15 protein-coding genes are annotated in these 15,541 nt (G+C 63.4%); 10 read left to right on the forward strand and 5 right to left on the reverse strand.

All coding sequences use genetic code 11. The features are described 5' to 3' along the window. Positions 1–157: 157 nt before the first annotated feature. Entirely contained in the window at positions 158–847 is a 690-nt protein-coding gene (locus tag DQG18_RS11885) for a DUF421 domain-containing protein (RefSeq protein WP_116654494.1), read from the forward strand. Between the two features lie 17 nt (positions 848–864). Here the strand turns inward: DQG18_RS11885 and DQG18_RS11890 are convergent, their stop codons facing one another. Both DQG18_RS11890 and DQG18_RS11895 read right to left on the reverse strand, forming a co-directional pair. After that, a complete protein-coding gene (locus DQG18_RS11890; RefSeq protein WP_116654495.1) occupies positions 865–1,713 on the reverse strand; it encodes a fumarylacetoacetate hydrolase family protein in 849 nt (282 codons plus the stop codon). A gap of 29 nt (positions 1,714–1,742) precedes the next feature. Further along, the gene (locus tag DQG18_RS11895) at positions 1,743–2,474 is read right to left on the reverse strand and encodes an SDR family oxidoreductase (RefSeq protein WP_116654496.1); all 732 of its coding nucleotides are present in this window, start codon (positions 2,472–2,474) and stop codon (positions 1,743–1,745) included. A gap of 132 nt (positions 2,475–2,606) precedes the next feature. Here DQG18_RS11895 and DQG18_RS11900 point away from each other — a divergent pair, with 132 nt between their 5' ends. Continuing rightward, positions 2,607–2,936, forward strand: a complete 330-nt coding sequence (locus tag DQG18_RS11900) for an L-rhamnose mutarotase (protein ID WP_116654497.1) — start codon at positions 2,607–2,609, stop codon at positions 2,934–2,936. 5 nt (positions 2,937–2,941) lie between these two features. Here DQG18_RS11900 and DQG18_RS11905 read toward each other — a convergent pair whose 3' ends face one another. Next, a complete protein-coding gene (locus tag DQG18_RS11905) occupies positions 2,942–3,739 on the reverse strand; it encodes an IclR family transcriptional regulator (protein ID WP_116654498.1) in 798 nt (265 codons plus the stop codon). A 183-nt stretch (positions 3,740–3,922) separates the two neighbouring features. On the opposite strand from DQG18_RS11905, the gene DQG18_RS11910 reads away from it, so the two are divergent. The 8 genes from DQG18_RS11910 (at position 3,923) to cysQ (ending at position 13,038) form a co-directional block, all read left to right on the forward strand. Continuing rightward, positions 3,923–4,786: an amidohydrolase family protein gene (locus tag DQG18_RS11910; RefSeq protein WP_116654603.1), complete on the forward strand. Its 864-nt coding sequence runs from the start codon at positions 3,923–3,925 to the stop codon at positions 4,784–4,786. Then, complete coding sequence (locus DQG18_RS11915) at positions 4,783–6,333, forward strand: sugar ABC transporter ATP-binding protein (protein ID WP_245958449.1); 1,551 nt, start codon at positions 4,783–4,785, stop codon at positions 6,331–6,333. The genes DQG18_RS11910 and DQG18_RS11915 overlap by 4 nt, the downstream gene beginning before the upstream one ends. Continuing rightward, the gene (locus tag DQG18_RS11920; protein WP_116654499.1) at positions 6,330–7,343 is read left to right on the forward strand and encodes an ABC transporter permease; all 1,014 of its coding nucleotides are present in this window, start codon (positions 6,330–6,332) and stop codon (positions 7,341–7,343) included. The genes DQG18_RS11915 and DQG18_RS11920 overlap by 4 nt, the downstream gene beginning before the upstream one ends. A gap of 96 nt (positions 7,344–7,439) precedes the next feature. Beyond that, positions 7,440–8,390 (forward strand): ABC transporter substrate-binding protein, encoded by a 951-nt coding sequence (locus tag DQG18_RS11925; RefSeq protein ID WP_116654605.1) that lies wholly within the window; start codon positions 7,440–7,442, stop codon positions 8,388–8,390. Positions 8,391–8,474: 84 nt separating this feature from the next. Continuing rightward, entirely contained in the window at positions 8,475–9,749 is a 1,275-nt protein-coding gene (locus DQG18_RS11930) for an L-fuconate dehydratase (RefSeq protein WP_116654500.1), read from the forward strand. 291 nt (positions 9,750–10,040) lie between these two features. Then, positions 10,041–10,817, forward strand: coding sequence for an L-fucose dehydrogenase (locus tag DQG18_RS11935; RefSeq protein WP_116654501.1), 777 nt, complete (start codon positions 10,041–10,043; stop codon positions 10,815–10,817). 165 nt (positions 10,818–10,982) lie between these two features. Next, positions 10,983–12,128, forward strand: a complete 1,146-nt coding sequence (locus DQG18_RS11940; RefSeq protein ID WP_116654502.1) for an alpha-hydroxy acid oxidase — start codon at positions 10,983–10,985, stop codon at positions 12,126–12,128. Between the two features lie 79 nt (positions 12,129–12,207). Continuing rightward, positions 12,208–13,038, forward strand: coding sequence for a 3'(2'),5'-bisphosphate nucleotidase CysQ (cysQ, locus tag DQG18_RS11945; protein WP_116654503.1), 831 nt, complete (start codon positions 12,208–12,210; stop codon positions 13,036–13,038). A gap of 172 nt (positions 13,039–13,210) precedes the next feature. On the opposite strand, the gene DQG18_RS11950 is transcribed toward cysQ, so the two are convergent. Further along, a complete protein-coding gene (locus DQG18_RS11950; RefSeq protein ID WP_116654504.1) occupies positions 13,211–14,356 on the reverse strand; it encodes a metal ABC transporter permease in 1,146 nt (381 codons plus the stop codon). Further along, a complete protein-coding gene (locus DQG18_RS11955; RefSeq protein WP_116654505.1) occupies positions 14,353–15,486 on the reverse strand; it encodes a metal ABC transporter permease in 1,134 nt (377 codons plus the stop codon). Before DQG18_RS11955 ends, DQG18_RS11950 begins: the two co-directional genes overlap by 4 nt. Positions 15,487–15,541 lie beyond the last annotated feature (55 nt).

The following is a 15,541-nucleotide window of genomic DNA, read 5'->3' on the forward strand; positions in this document are numbered from 1 at the left end:
GATGTTTCGGCTCCATCGACTCCCTCCCCTCAAGGGGGAGAGGGCGAAAGAGCCGAGACGTTCGCCATCTCCCAAATGTCCAAAGTAAACGCTCCCGTGGAGTGGGGGAACGGGGGACGAGCACAAGCGTTCTGGTGTTGTCGACTGGGAGGGCATCATGGATCAGTCCGTCGTGGCGTTCGATCTGCAGCGCATGCTGATCGGGAATGGTCCGCCGCTCTTTTATCTCGAGATCGTGGTGCGCACGGTCATCATCTATGTCTATACGCTGGTCCTGTTGCGCTGGCTGGGAAGCCGGACGGTGGGGCAGCTTTCGACCGTCGAGTTCCTGCTGGTCATCGCGCTGGGGTCGGCGGTGGGCGATGCGATGTTCTATCCCGATGTGCCCTTGCTGCACGCCCTTGCGGTGGTGACGCTGGTCGTCCTGATCAACAAGGGGCTCGACGCGATCATGCTGCGCAGTCCGCGAGCCGAACGGCTGATCGATGGCGAGCCGTGCGAGTTGATCCGGGATGGGGTGGTCGATGCGTCGTTCTTGCGGCAGGGCCCGATATCGGCCGACGAGCTGTTCCAGCGCCTGCGTGAAGACGGCATCGAGCAGTTGGGGGAGGTGCGGCGGGCCTATATGGAAAAGGACGGCAAGGTCACTGCGTTCCGCTTCCGGGACGAAAGCCGCCCCGGCCTGCCGATCGTGCCCCCGCACACCATCAAGGAGCCGCCCCCTCGTTCGCCCGTCGTTTCGCCGGAGAGGCCGCTTTCCTGCATGCGGTGCGGGAAAATCCGGATCGGAGAAGAGACGCGGTGCGAAAACTGCGGTGGCGTCCATTGGACGGAGAGCGTGCGCTGACGCACGCCCTCCAATACCTATTGGTAGGTGACGGTGCGCTGGGTCTGCTCGCCCAGCCCCTCGATGCCCAGCCGCATTGTCTGGCCGGCCTTGAGAAAGATGGGCTCGGGCTTGATGCCCATGCCGACGCCCGGAGGGGTGCCGGTCGAGATGATGTCGCCGGGCTGCAGGCTCATGAACTGGGAGATATAGCTCACCACATGGGCAACGCCGAAGATCATCGTGCGGGTCGAGCCGTTCTGGTAGCGATGGCCATCGACTTCGAGCCACATGCCCAGATTCTGCGGGTCGGCGATCTCGTCGCGGGTGACGAGCCAGGGGCCGATGGGGCCGAAGGTGTCGGCTGACTTGCCCTTGACCCACTGGCCGGAGCGCTCGGTTTGGAATTCGCGCTCGGAGAGGTCGTTGACGAGGCAATAGCCCGCGACGTGATCGAGCGCGTCCGCCTCGTCGACATAGCGGGCTTCCTTGCCGATGACGACGCCAAGCTCGACTTCCCAGTCGGTTTTTTTCGAGTTCTTTGGAATGATGACGTCGTCGTTCGGCCCCGAAATGGCGCTGGTCGCCTTCATGAACAGAATCGGTTCCTTGGGGATGCTAGCGCCGGTCTCGGCGGCATGGTCGGCATAGTTGAGGCCGATGCAGATGAACTTGCCCACCTGCCCGACGCAGGCGCCGATGCGCTGGTCGGCGTCAAGGGCCGGGAGCGCCGACAGGTCGGCGGCGCGGATGCGCGCGAGGCCATCGCTGGAAAGCGTGTCTCCGGCGATGTCGGAAACAATGCCGGACAGGTCACGGATGGTGCCGTCCGCATCGAGAATGGCGGGCTTTTCTGCGCCCCTGGCGCCAACGCGCATGAGTTTCATTATTAAAATCCCGTTGGTTGAAGTGGTCTTTAGGTGGTCCAGCCGCCATCAATGACGTGAATCTGGCCCGTCGTATAGGTTGCGCCCGCGATATAGACCGCGAGGTCTGCGACTTCCTCGGGCGTGCCGATGCGGCCGATGGGCTGGCGGGCGATGAAGGCGGCGCGGGCGGCTTCATAGTCGCCGGTGTCGCGCAGGCGCTGCTGCAAAGACGGGCTGTCGACCGTTCCGGGGCAGATGGCGTTGCAGCGGATGCCCTTGGCCACAAAGTCGGCGGCGATCGATTTGGTCAGCCCGACGACGGCGGCCTTGGAGGCGGAATAGGCGAAACGGTTGGGAACGCCCGTGACCGATGAGGCGACCGACGCCATGTTGATGATCGACCCGTCGCCGCGTTCGAGCATGCCGGGCAGCACCGCCTTTATGGTGCGGATCTGAGCCATGGCATTGAGGCTGAAGGCGAATTCGAGGTCGGCATCGCTGGTTTCCAGAATTGTGCCGTTGTGGACGACGCCGGCACAATTGAACAGGATATCGACACGCCCGATGTCAGATACCGCTTCGCTGACAGCCTGGGGCGAAAGAACGTCGAGAACGCGGGTCTCGATGCCGTTTTCACCCTCAAGGGATGCGAGCTGGTCCGTGTTGATGTCGGTCGCGATGACCTTGGCGCCCGCCTTGGCAAAAGCAAGCGCCGAGGCGCGGCCTATGCCCTGCGCCGCCGCCGTGATAAGGCAAATGCGCCCGCTGATGTCAGCCATGTTTCCTCATGTCCCTTTCGATGCCAGGCGGTTGGCATGTTTATATATAAACGCTATGTTTTTATATAAGCATTGCGTGATCGCGGGGATCAATCCCCTTTCTACGCTTTGATGCCGAGGGAGGATAGCGACATGAAGCGATACGGACATGTGCTCGCGCTCAAGCCGAGCGAAGTGGAGGCGTATCGGCGCATCCATGCTGCGGTGTGGCCCGATGTGCTGAAGCAGATCAGGGCGAGCAACATCACCAATTATTCGATCTTTCTCAAGGAACCCGAAAATCTGCTGTTCGCCTATTACGAATATGTGGGCGCGGACCATGCGGCGGATATGGCGGCGATGGCCGCCGATCCGCGCACGCAGGAATGGTGGGCGATCTGCGAGCCGATGCAGTCACCGCTCGAAACGCGAAAGCCCGGCGAGTGGTGGGCGGAGATGGACGAGGTCTTCCACACCGATTGAGGTGTTCACTCCAGCGAAAGCGTCTGCGCAAGGCTTTGCAGCAGGCCCATCGTTTCGTCGATGCTGGCGTGGCCGGGCTGGTCGAGCCGTTCGAGATAGGGGCAGGTGAGGACCGCAAGGGCATAGCCGTCGGGGTTGAGGATCGGCACCGAGATGTCATCCACGCCTCTGATCTGCTGGCTCGCGCCGATGCGGTAGCCGGTTTTGCGGATGGTTTCGAGCGTTGGGCCAAGGGCTTCGAGTTGAGCGGCCCCGTCGGTTTCCTGCCAGCGCCGTTCGAGGTCTTCGCGTGCGATTTCGTCCTGGAAAGCGAGAAGGGTATGGCCTGACCCTGTGTGCAGCAGGTCGATCCGGGCGCCGACCCTGACGCCGAATTCCCAGTTGGCCGGGCAATGAGCCTGTGCTGCGACGAGGCCCTTGCCGCGATCCTGCACCACCAGATGCAGCGACTGCCGCGCCTGGCTGGCAAAGGCGTCCATCAAGGGCGTGGCGCGGCTGACGAGGCGGCGGACCGGGGGGTGCCGGTGCGCGAGGACGAAGAGCTTCATGGAGAGCGAATAGCGGTCGCCCTCGGGGGAGCGGGCCACGTAATCGCGCACGACCAGCCGTTCGAGCATACGATAGATTTCCGAGGGTGAACGGCCCATCGCCTTGACGATCTCACCGCGCGTCATGCCGCCCGACTGGGTCGACAGCAACTCCAGAATATCCAGCCCCTTGTCGAGCGCTGGCGCCCTGTAGCGGTCCTCGCGGCCTGAATTTTCCAGCAAATCGGGGCTTTCCGTAGCTTCCGCGTCGGTCATTTCGGTTTCCTGTTGCGTAGTCGGTTCATTTATGAATAGACTGTTTATATAGAAATACAATGCCCGGTGGGAGAGGACCAGACCGGACATTGCAGGGAGAGGATTGCACCGCATGTGCCTTTGCGACAAGGCAGCGAAGCTGTTTGCCGATGGCCGGCGCGCGTCCGGGGGAGCGCCCGCGTGATGGCCGCCCGCATCGATGCCCATTGCCATTACTGGCAACTGGCGCGCGGCGATTACGGCTGGCTGACCGAGGACCTTGCTCCGATCCATCGCGATTTCGGCGCGGCCGAGCATGACGCGGCGAGCGCGCATGCGGGCATTGAAGGACGTGTGCTCGTTCAGGCGGCGCCAACTGTCGCCGAGACGGAATTTTTGCTCGCCAGCGCGGCTGCCGATCCAAAGGCTTTGGGTGTCGTGGGGTGGGTGGACCTTTCGGCGCGCGATGCTGAAGCCGAACTCGAAGGGCTCGCGGACGATCCGCTCTTCAAGGGCGTCCGCCCCATGCTGCAGGATATCGCCGACCCCGACTGGATCAACCGGGCCGCCCGGCCCGAGGCAATCGCAAGACTTGTCGAATTGGGTTTGCGGTTCGATGCGCTGGCCAAGCCTGCCCAGATCGGCGCGGTGGCTGCGTTCGCAAAGGCCAATCCCGACCTTCCCATCATTATCGATCACGCCGCCAAGCCGGACCTCACCCAGGGCGCGCCTTCGGATGCGTGGGTCAAGGCGATGACTGCGCTGGGCGGGCTCGGCAATGTAAGCTGCAAGCTTTCGGGCCTGCTGACGGAAATGGACGCGGACGACCGGCAAACGCCAGAGGATGCGGCGCGGATGCTCTCGCCGGTTTTTGCTTCGCTTCTGGAGTGGTTCGGCCCCTCGCGCATTGCCTGGGGATCGGACTGGCCGGTGGTCAACCTTGCCGCCGACTATGGCTTCTGGCGCGCGACGACCGATATCCTCGTCGCGCCGCTTTCCGCTGCCGAGCGCGGAGCGATTCTCGGGGGCACCGCGTTTGGGTTCTACGGATTGGAGGGCGCGCGATGAGTGCGGCAATGGCCCATTCGGTACAGCCGATCGTCTCCATGCGCGGGATCGACAAGTCCTTCCCGGGGGTCCACGCGCTCAAATCGGTCGATTTCGAGGTGCTGCCCGGCGAGGTCCACGCGCTGATGGGCGAGAACGGGGCCGGAAAATCGACACTCATGAAGGTGCTGTCGGGAGTCTATTCAAGGGACGCCGGAACGGTGGAAGTCGATGGCCGGACCGTGGAGATCGCCTCGCCGCGCGAGGCGCAGGCGCTGGGCATTTCCATCATCCATCAGGAACTGAGTCTGATGAGTGACCTCAATGCGGCCCAGAACATCTTCATCGGGCGCGAGCCGCGCATGGCGGGCGGGCTGCTGATCAACGAGAAAAGGCTCAACGCCGAGGCCGCAAGGCTGTTCGAGCATATCCATCTCAGGATCGATCCGCGCACGCCCGTGGCCAATCTCACCATCGCCAAGCAGCAGATGGTCGAGATCGCCAAGGCGTTGAGCCATGAAAGTCGCGTGCTGATCATGGACGAGCCCACCGCCGCGCTGAATGCTGTCGAGATCAATGAGCTCTTCACCATCATCCGCGAGCTCAAGGCCGAGGGCGTCGGCATCGTCTACATCTCCCACAAGATGGACGAGCTGAAGCGTATCGCCGACAGGGTGACGGTGATGCGCGACGGGGGCTATGTGGGCACCGTGCCTGCCGCCGATACGCCGGTCGAAAAGATCATCTCGATGATGGTGGGGCGGGAACTGACCGACGAGGCCGCGTCCATTCCCGATCTTTCCCAGGCCGAAACGCTGCTCGAGGTGAGGAACCTCAATCGCGGACGCGAGGTGCGCGATGTGAGCTTTTCGGTCAAAAAGGGCGAAATCCTCGGATTTGCCGGGCTGATGGGTGCGGGGCGCACGGAAGTGGCGCGGGCGATTTTCGGGGCCGACCCCCGCCAGTCTGGCGAGATTTTCGTTCATGGCGAGAAGGTCGAGATCAAACAGCCAAGGGATGCGGTTCGGGCCGGGATCGGATACCTCTCGGAAGACCGCAAGCAGTTTGGGCTCGCGACCGGCATGGACGTTGCCAACAATATCGTGATGGCGAGCCTTTCGCGCTTCATCGGCCCCGGCGGGGTGCTCGATGATGGCGAAATCCGCTCGACGGCGCGCAAATATATCGGTCAGCTTTCGATCAAGACGCCCTCCGAGCGGCAGGAAGCGCGGCTCCTGTCGGGCGGCAATCAGCAGAAGGTGGTCGTCGCCAAATGGCTGCTGCGCGATTGCGACGTGCTGATCTTCGATGAACCCACGCGCGGCATCGATGTGGGCGCCAAGGCCGAAATCTACAAGCTTCTCAACCAGCTTGCCGCGCAGGGGCGTGCCATCATTGTCATCTCCTCGGAGCTGCCGGAAATTTTAAGGCTTTCGCACCGCATCGCGGTGATGTGCGAGGGGCGGCTGACGGGCTTCCTGCCCGGAGGCGCCAGCCAGGAAGAGATCATGCGGCTTGCGACGCAACGCGGCGGCAATGGAAAAAACACAAACGGAGCCAAGCCATGAGCGCCACCACGTCATCATCGGAGCGCAGCCTCGGCAGCCTGTTTCGCTCGCAGGGGGCGCAAAAGCTGCTCGCCTTTGCCGGGCTTTTGGTGCTGCTGGTCGGGTTTTCGGTCGCTTCCCCCAATTTCATGCAGACCGCCAACATGATCACGATCCTGCAGGCGGCATCGATCAACGGCGTTCTGGCCGTTTCGGCAACGCTGATCATCATTACGGGGGGGATCGATCTTTCGGTCGGCACGGGCATGACGTTCTGCGCGGTGATCGCGGGCGTGGTCCTTACCTATCTGGGTATGCCGATGCCGGTGGGGATTGTCGCGGCGATTGCGGCGGGGACGCTTTCGGGCTTCCTGTCGGGGGTGTTCGTCGCCAAGCTCAAGGTGCCGCCCTTCATCGCAACGCTGGGCATGATGCTGATATTGAAGGGGCTCTCGCTGGTCATCTCGGGCACGCGCCCCATCTATTTCAACGACACGCCGGGCTTTACGCAAATCGCTACGGGATCGATCGTGGGGACCTTCTTTCCCATCTTTCCGATCCCCAATGGCGTGGTCATCCTGTTTCTCGTCGCAGGGATCGCTTCCTTTATCCTCGGACGCACGGTGCTGGGGCGTTACGCCTTCGCGCTCGGCTCCAACGAGGAGGCGCTGCGGCTTTCGGGCGTCAACGCCGACCGCTGGAAGATCGCCGTCTATTCGCTCGGCGGCGCGATCATGGGCGTCGCCGGCATTCTGATCGCCTCGCGGCTCAATTCCGCCCAACCCGCGCTCGGGCTCGGCTACGAACTCGACGCGATTGCCGCCGTCGTCATCGGAGGCACGTCGCTGCGCGGCGGGCAGGGCACGATCCTTGGCACCATCATCGGCGCGCTGATCATGGCGGTGCTGCTCAACGGGCTGCGCATTCTTTCGGTCGCACAGGAGTGGCAGACCGTTGTGACCGGCTCGATCATCATTCTCGCGGTCTATGCCGACATGCTGCGCCGTCAGCGTGCGGCAGCGGCGACATAGGCGAGGTCAACCCGCGCCGCCTTTTTCGCGGCGCCAAGTGCAAGGAGAACGGGACCAACCGTTCCGCAAATCAACCGAACACCCCAGGAGGACATGATGTTCAACAGACGTACACTACTCGCCACCGCCAGCGCGGTCGTGATGCTCGGGTTCGCGCCGATGGCTTCGGCCCAGGATGACACGCTCGATATCGCGTTGATCTCCAAGGGCTTCCAGCACCAGTTCTGGCAGGCCGTCAATATGGGCGCCCAGCAGGCCGCCGAGGAACTCGGCGTTAACGTGACCTTTGAAGGTCCGGACAACGAAAGCCAGGTCGACCGCCAGATTGACATGCTAGCTGCCGCCCTTGCCCGCCAGCCGGACGCCATCGGCTTTGCCGCGCTCGACAGCCAGGCGGCAACGCCCCTGCTCCAGCAGGCCCAGGCCGCCGGTATTCCGGTCATCGCGTTCGACTCGGGCGTCGACAGCGACATTCCGCTCGGTACCGCCGCGACCAACAACCTTGCCGCCGCTGCGCTGGCAGCCGACAAGATGGCCGAACTGATCGGGGGCGAGGGCAAGGTGGCGCTGGTGGTCCACGACCAGACCTCGCGCACCGGCATCGAGCGCCGCGACGGCTTCGTCAACCAGATCGAGGCGGAGTATCCCGACATCGAGATCGTCTCGATCCAGTATGGCGGGGGCGATCACCTGCAGTCGACCGAGATCACCAAGTCGATCCTTCTGGCCAATCCCGATCTCAAGGGCATTTTTGGTGCCAATGAGGGTTCGGCCATCGGCGTGGTGAACGGAGTGACCGAGCTTGGCCGGGACGATGTGGTGGTCATCGGCTACGATTCGGGCGCGGCCCAACTCGATGCGATCCGTTCGGGCACGATGGCGGGCGCCATTACGCAGAACCCGGTCGGCATCGGGTATGAGACCGTGGCCGCGGCCGTCGCCGCCATCAATGGCGAAGAGGTGCCCGCCGAAATCGACACGGGCTTTTATTACTACGACGCCAGCAACATGGACGATCCCGAGATCGCCGCTGTTCTCTACGAATAATCTTTTCCTCCCGAGCGTGTCCGGGGACGGCATCAGCGCCGCCCCCGGACCTTACGCCGCCCAACATGCCGGATAGCTATTGAGATGACCAAGATCACAGACATGCAGGTTCTCGACCTGCGCTTTCCCACGTCCCAGCATCTGGACGGGTCGGATGCGATGAATCCCGACCCCGACTATTCGGCGGCCTATGTGATTTTAAAGACCGATGACGGGCACGAGGGCCACGGGCTCACCTTCACCATCGGGCGCGGCAACGAGATCTGCTGCGCGGCCATCGAGGCGATGCGCCATCTGGTGGTGGGGCTCGACATGGATTGGGTGGAAGCGGATATGGGCCGGTTCTGGCGCCACGTGACGTCCGACAGCCAGTTGCGCTGGATCGGCCCGGACAAGGGCGCCATCCATCTGGCGACCGGGGCGGTGGTCAATGCCGTCTGGGACCTTTACGCCAAGCGCGCCGGCAAGCCGCTCTGGCAACTGGTGGCCGAGATGAGCCCCGAGGAAATCGTCCGCTGCATCGACTTCCGCTATATCACCGATTGCATCACGCCCGAGGAAGCGCTTTCGATGCTGCGCGCCAGGGAGGACGGGAAGGCCGCGCGCATCGAAGACCTCAAGGCCAATGGCTATCCCTGCTATACCACTTCGGCGGGGTGGCTCGGCTACCCCGACGACAAGCTGCGGCGGCTCTGCCAGGAGGCGATCGACCAGGGGTTCGACTATATCAAGATGAAGGTGGGGCACGATCTCGACGACGACATCCGCCGCCTGCGCATCGCCCGCGAGGTGATGGGCCCCGACCGGCACCTGATGATCGACGCCAATCAGGTCTGGGAAGTCGATGAGGCCATCGAGTGGGTCAACAAGCTCGCCTTTGCCAAGCCATGGTTCATCGAGGAGCCGACCAGCCCCGACGATGTGGAAGGGCACAGGAGGATCGGCGAGGGGATCGGGGACGTAAAGATCGCGACCGGCGAGATGTGCCAGAACCGGATCATGTTCAAGCAGTTCATCATGCGCGGGGCGATCGATGTGGTGCAGATCGACGCCTGCCGCCTGGGCGGGGTCAACGAAATTCTTGCCGTGATGCTGATGGCCGCGAAATACGACCTGCCGGTCTGCCCGCATGCGGGCGGGGTGGGGTTGTGCGAATATGTGCAGCACCTTTCCATGATTGACTACGTGGCGATCGCGGGGACCCATGAGGGGCGGGTGGTCGAATATGTCGATCATCTGCACGAGCATTTCGTCGACCCGTGCGTCGTCGAGAATGCCGCCTATATGCCGCCCGAACGTCCGGGGTTCTCCATCGAGATCAAACCCGCTTCGCGGGAAGAATATCGGTTCCGGGGTTAAGGGGCGGCCGGTTTGGGCTGTAACATCCTCTCCTGAGGGGTATGGCAATTGTATTGTCTTTCGGCTTACGCCGATCCCCCCTCCCAACCTCCCCCACAAGGGGGGAGGTGCTGGACTTGTGCGTATGGGAGCAGCCGGGAAAAGAATACACCCTCCCCTTGATGGGGAGGGCTGGGGAGGGGTGAGACCACACGCGCAGAGCCATATGGCAGCTTTGCGCTTAGGGGCGAGCGATCCGGCGTTACGCCGGGATTTTGATGGATTTTGGTACAAGCCGGGACGGGGATCGGGATGGAGCTGGGGCTTAAAGGCAAGGTGGTGATCGTCACCGGGGGCGGCGCGGGGATCGGCGGGGCGATTTCGCTGGTGCTGGCCGGGGAGGGGGCGATACCGGTGATCCTCGGACGCTCGGACCTCAAGCCCGAGTTCGAGACCGAACTCAGAGCCACCGGAAGCGATCATCTCTTTATCCGAACCGAACTGACCGATGACGCCCAATGCGAAAATGCCGTGTCGCAGACCATCGCCCGCTTCGGGCGGATCGATGGGCTGGTCAACAATGCCGGGTTCAATGACGGGATCGGGCTCGATGCAGGACCGGAGGCGTTCAGGGCATCGCTCGACCAGAACCTCGTCCACTATTTCACCATGGCGCATCTGTGCCTGCCGCATCTGAGGAAAAGTGGCGGGGCCATCGTCAACATTTCCTCCAAGACCGCGATCACCGGGCAGGGCAATACGTCCGCCTATACGGCGGCCAAGGGCGCGCAATTGTCGTTGACGCGCGAATGGGCCGCTTCTCTGCGCAAGGACGGTATCCGGGTCAACGCGGTGATTCCCGCCGAAGTGATGACGCCGCTTTACGAGAAATGGCTCTCGACCTTCCCCGACCGGGACGAAAAGCTCGCCGAAATCACGCGGCGGATACCGCTGGGCCAGCGTATGACGACCGGTCAGGAGATCGCGGACACCACACTGTTCCTGCTTTCCGATCGCGCCAGCCACACGACCGGGCAATGGCTGTTCGTGGATGGCGGCTATACCCATCTCGATAGGGCGCTCGATTAGGACGCTTCCATCGTGAGCCGGTGTTTGCCGCGCTGGATTGCCCGGACAGGCCGGGCAAAGACGGAGAAAGAAACGATATAATGGAAATGGACCCACGCGTGATTGCAACGGGCTGATTCTCTTTGCATAGTTCGGCGCGTTTCCATGTTCAGGACCCGATGACCCATGCGCCTCAAGGATTGCCACAATTTCCACGATTTTCGGCGGATGGCCAAGCAGCGCCTGCCGGGGCCGATCTTCAACTATATCGACGGGGCGGCCGATGACGAGGTGACCTACCGGCGCAACACCGAGGCGTTCGACGAGGTCGATCTCGTGCCCAGCGTGCTGCGCGGGGTGAGCGAGGTCGATATGTCGGTGACCGTCATGGGGCAGAAACTCGACATGCCCTTTTACTGCTCGCCCACCGCGCTCCAGCGCCTGTTCCACCACGAGGGCGAGCGGGCGGTGGCAGGGGCAGCGGCCAAATACGGGACGATGTTCGGGGTGTCCTCGCTGGGCACGATCAGTCTTGAGGAAGCGCGTTCGATTTCGAGCGGGCCGCAGGTCTATCAGTTCTATTTTCACAAGGATCGCGAGCTCAACCGCGTGATGATGGAACGGGCCAAGCAGGCGGGTGTCAACGTGATGATGCTGACGGTGGATTCGATCACCGGGGGTAATCGCGAGCGCGACAAGCGCACAGGCTTTTCAATTCCCTTCAGGCTCAATCTGGCGGGGATCGCCCAGTTCGCCATGCGCCCGGGCTGGGCGATCAACTATTTCACCCATGAGCAATTCAAGCTGCCCCAGCTCGACGACCATGTCGATATGGGCGGGGGCACGATGTCGATCTCGAAATATTTCACAGAAATGCTCGACCCGACGCTCGACTGGGCGGACGTGGAAAAGATGGTCGCCGAATGGGGCGGGCCGTTCTGTCTCAAGGGCATCATGTCGGTGGAGGATGCCAGGAAAGCCGCCGATATCGGGTGCAAGGGGATCGTCCTGTCCAACCATGGCGGGCGGCAGCTCGACGGGTCGCGCTCGGGGTTCGACCAGCTTGGCGAGATCGTCGATGCGGTGGGAGACAGGCTCGACGTCATCATCGATGGCGGCATCCAGCGCGGCACGCATGTGATCAAGGCTTTGGCGATGGGGGCCAAGGCGGTGGGCGTGGGGCGGTATTACCTGTTTCCGCTGGCGGCGGCCGGCCAGCCGGGGGTGGAGCGCGCACTGGGCAATCTGCGTACCGAGATCGAGCGCGACATGAAGCTCATGGGCGCGCGGACCGTGGCTGAACTGACGCGGGACAGCCTGCGCTTCCGTTGAACCCCTGCAGGGTGTGGACGGGGCGGGATGCGGCGTGATAGCAAAACGCCGCACTCGCATCGAGACCGGAACTCTCCAGATGGCATTTTCCCAACCCGCCGCTTTCGGGGCGGACCTTGTGACGGTTCTGGTCGATACCGCGCTCGCGGCGGGGGCCCGGATCATGGAGATCTATGGCCGAGATTTTTCGGTCGTGACCAAGGCCGACCAGACGCCGCTGACCGAAGCCGACATCGCCGCCGAGGCGTTGATCCTTGCCGCGCTTGCGGCGCATTTCCCCGACATTCCGGTGATCGCCGAAGAAGCGGTGGCCAATGGCGAGGCGCCCGATTGCGGCACGCGCTTTTTCCTTGTCGATCCGCTGGACGGGTCGAGGGAGTTCATTTCCCGGAATGGCGAGTTCACCGTCAATATCGCGCTGATCGAGGACGGGGCGCCGGTGGCGGGCGTCGTCTATGCGCCGGCCCTCAAGCGGATATGGTGGGGCCGGGCGGGCGCGGGCGCGCAGGTCGCCGTGGTCGAGGAGGGGCGGTGCCTTGCGCCATCGCGCGCCGAAATCCGCCGCCCCGGGGAGGACGGCATCGTCGTGGTCGGCAGCCGGTCGCACGCCGATGGCGAGCGCGAGGCGCGGTATGGCACCCGGAGGGTGGCCCGGTTCATGGCGCTGGGTTCCTCGCTCAAGTTCTGCCTTCTTGCCGAGGGCCAAGCGGACCTTTATCCGCGCAACGGGCGGACGATGGAATGGGACACGGCGGCGGGCGACGCCGTGCTGCGCGCGGCGGGCGGCATCGTCCTGTGCGGGGACGGGCAACCCATGCGCTACGGCAAGCGTAACCAGCCCCACGATATCGATTTCGCCAACGGCCCGTTCGTCGCCTATGGGGATGAATCGCTCAGGGACGGCTCATAACTGAACGAATTGTACGGGTCGCGTTCAATTCGTTCAGTTATAATTTTGCCGATTGCGCGCGAACGGGCGAAATCCGGTGCAACTCAACCTCTCAGGATAATCGAGGTGGTTGGGGCGGGGACAAGTTCAAAGGCTTGATCCGCCTCGGTCGCCGGGCAAGCCGCGATGAGGCTCAGGTTCGCGATCGCGGATCCGACCAGGGTTCGAGGATTTCCCTCGCCGTTGCGCGGCCCTTTTCGGTGAGTTCGAGCAGGTCGCCGGAGCGTATGACGAGGCCCTGATCGAGCGCGCGGAGGAGAATGGCGCGGGCGCGGGGTTCGGGCCAGTGGAGGTGTTCGCGCAGGGCGCTTGCGATGTTTTCTTCCGAGCGCGCGGGGCTGTCCTCGTGGTTGTAGAGGTGGACGGCCAGGGCGCGGCAGGCATTGGATGCGGTGCGGGTGCGGCGCTGGATCGACTGGGCGATAAGGCCGTAGCGCGGACCGAAGAGGAAGGCGAGCAGCAGGAAAACGCCGGTCATCACCGCCATCATGCCGCCAATCGAGACGTTGAGCCATAGGGCAAGCGCATAGCCTAAAAAGCTCGAGGCGATGGCTATGACCGCGCCGTAAACGAGCATGAGTGAAAGCCGGTCGGTCAACAGATAGGCGGCGGAGGGCGGGACGATGACGAAGGCGATAAAGAGGATTGCCCCCACCGCATCGAAGGCGGCAACAGCCGTGCCGCTGGTCAGCGCCAGAAGGCCATAAAAGACCGCCATCGGCATGAAGCCGAGCGCCTTGGCAAGCGCGGGATCGAAGGTTGCGAGCTTGAGTTCCTTATAGAACAGCGTGATGTAGGCGAGGTTGGCGAGCGTCATGACGCCCATCCAGAGGACGGCTTCTGGCATGTGGATGCCGAAGAGTTCGACGGTATCGAGCCAGACAAAGCCGATCTCGCCCAACAGCACGGTATGCTGGTCGATATGGACGTCGCGGGCGTAGATGTTGATGAGCAGCACGCCGATGGAAAAAAGCGCCGGGAAGACCAGTCCGATAGCGGCGTCGGACTTGACGCGGCCGGTGGCCGTCAGGGTTTCGGTGAGGAAGACCGTGAGGACGCCGGTGAGCGCCGCGCCGACGATCTGGACAGGCCCGGCGGTTTGATGCGTGAGCACCCAGACGATGATGATGCCGAAAACGATAGAATGGGAAATCGCGTCGGACAGCAGCGAGGTGCCGCGCAAGACGAGGAAGGCGCCGACCAGCGAGGCGGCGATGCCGACCAGTGCGCCGGTTAGGACGATCATCGCACCCGGATCGCTGAAGAACTGTGCGATCATATGCCCGGCTCCGCTTCGCGCCGGCCCAGAAGGGTTTCGGCTTCGATGATGCCCGATGGGGTGAGCGCCCAATGGGGGGTGAATTCAGGGGCATGGGCGACGGCGCTGATAAGGCCGCGTGATTTGAGCCGTTCGAGCGAACTGGCGGTGGCGGTGCCGTGATAGGCATCAAGCATGGATTGCTCGGCGGGATAGGCGGGGTCGCCATGTTCGGCGGCAAGGCGATAGAGCGTTGTCAGCACGCGGCGGGCGGGGAGGCTCCGGCGGTTCTTCCAGTGCTGGAGCCATTCCCAGACGATGCCGCGTCCCGGCGCGATGGCGAGCGAGACGAGGACGATCACCGAGGCGGCCAGCACGATCAGGGGGCCGGTGGAGAGCCCGCGCGCGGTGGCGGAAACCAGCGCGCCGAACAGACCCGAGGCCATCCCGAAGATGGCGGCAAGGACGACCATGGTGCCAAGCCGATTGCTCCACTGGCGCGCGGCGACGGCGGGAGCGACGATCATCGCCGCCATGAGGACGACGCCGACCATTTGGAGGCCAATGACGACGGCAAGCGCGATGATGGTGGTGATGGCGACATCGAGCGCGAGGACGGGCAGGCCGAGGGTTCTGGCATAGTCCGGGTCGAAGGAGACGAGTTTGAATTCCTTCCAGAAGGCGGAAACGATGGCCAGGGCAAGTGCGCCGATGCCGCCCATCAGATAAAGATCGGAGCGCAGGATGGCGGCGGCCTGGCCGAAAAGAAAGGATTCGAGCCCACCCTGGCCGGCGCTGCCCGTCGTCTGGATGTGGGTGAGGAGCACGACGCCGGTGGCAAAGGAGATCGAAAGGGCGATGCCGAGCCCGGCATCGGTCTTGAGACGCGTTGTACGGGTGAGGGCGAGCATGGCAAGCGCGGCGAGCGCGCCGGTGACCAGCGCACCGGCGAGCAGCATGGGCAGATCGCGGGTGCCCGCGAGCATGAAGCCGATGCAGATGCCGGGAAGGGCGGCGTGGGACAGGGTGTCGCCGAGCAGGCTTTGCCTGCGCAGGACCGCGAAGCTGCCGAGCACGCCCGAAACGATGCCGAGCAGGGCTGCCCCGATCATGACGTTCTGGATGGTGAAGTCGGTGAGGAGGGTGAGCATGAGTCAGTGCCGGATTGGGCGGTCGCCGAGGGTCGTGAAAGATCCCCTCACCCGG

This window comes from Pelagibacterium sediminicola, assembly GCF_003390885.1.
In the GTDB taxonomy this organism is placed as follows: domain Bacteria; phylum Pseudomonadota; class Alphaproteobacteria; order Rhizobiales; family Devosiaceae; genus Pelagibacterium; species Pelagibacterium sediminicola.

What these genes read in the sequence shown, in the direction of transcription:
- DQG18_RS11925 (WP_116654605.1), top strand. Translation starts at nt 7,440, where the DNA reads ATGTTCAACAGACGTACACTACTCGCCACCGCCAGCGCGGTCGTGATG.
- cysQ (WP_116654503.1), top strand. Translation starts at nt 12,208, where the DNA reads ATGGCATTTTCCCAACCCGCCGCTTTCGGGGCGGACCTTGTGACGGTT.
- DQG18_RS11895 (WP_116654496.1), bottom strand. Translation starts at nt 2,474, where the DNA reads ATGGCTGACATCAGCGGGCGCATTTGCCTTATCACGGCGGCGGCGCAG.
- DQG18_RS11940 (WP_116654502.1), top strand. Translation starts at nt 10,983, where the DNA reads ATGCGCCTCAAGGATTGCCACAATTTCCACGATTTTCGGCGGATGGCC.
- DQG18_RS11955 (WP_116654505.1), bottom strand. Translation starts at nt 15,486, where the DNA reads ATGCTCACCCTCCTCACCGACTTCACCATCCAGAACGTCATGATCGGG.
- DQG18_RS11915 (WP_245958449.1), top strand. Translation starts at nt 4,783, where the DNA reads ATGAGTGCGGCAATGGCCCATTCGGTACAGCCGATCGTCTCCATGCGC.
- DQG18_RS11935 (WP_116654501.1), top strand. Translation starts at nt 10,041, where the DNA reads ATGGAGCTGGGGCTTAAAGGCAAGGTGGTGATCGTCACCGGGGGCGGC.
- DQG18_RS11905 (WP_116654498.1), bottom strand. Translation starts at nt 3,739, where the DNA reads ATGACCGACGCGGAAGCTACGGAAAGCCCCGATTTGCTGGAAAATTCA.
- DQG18_RS11920 (WP_116654499.1), top strand. Translation starts at nt 6,330, where the DNA reads ATGAGCGCCACCACGTCATCATCGGAGCGCAGCCTCGGCAGCCTGTTT.
- DQG18_RS11900 (WP_116654497.1), top strand. Translation starts at nt 2,607, where the DNA reads ATGAAGCGATACGGACATGTGCTCGCGCTCAAGCCGAGCGAAGTGGAG.
- DQG18_RS11890 (WP_116654495.1), bottom strand. Translation starts at nt 1,713, where the DNA reads ATGAAACTCATGCGCGTTGGCGCCAGGGGCGCAGAAAAGCCCGCCATT.
- DQG18_RS11930 (WP_116654500.1), top strand. Translation starts at nt 8,475, where the DNA reads ATGACCAAGATCACAGACATGCAGGTTCTCGACCTGCGCTTTCCCACG.
- DQG18_RS11950 (WP_116654504.1), bottom strand. Translation starts at nt 14,356, where the DNA reads ATGATCGCACAGTTCTTCAGCGATCCGGGTGCGATGATCGTCCTAACC.
- DQG18_RS11885 (WP_116654494.1), top strand. Translation starts at nt 158, where the DNA reads ATGGATCAGTCCGTCGTGGCGTTCGATCTGCAGCGCATGCTGATCGGG.
- DQG18_RS11910 (WP_116654603.1), top strand. Translation starts at nt 3,923, where the DNA reads ATGGCCGCCCGCATCGATGCCCATTGCCATTACTGGCAACTGGCGCGC.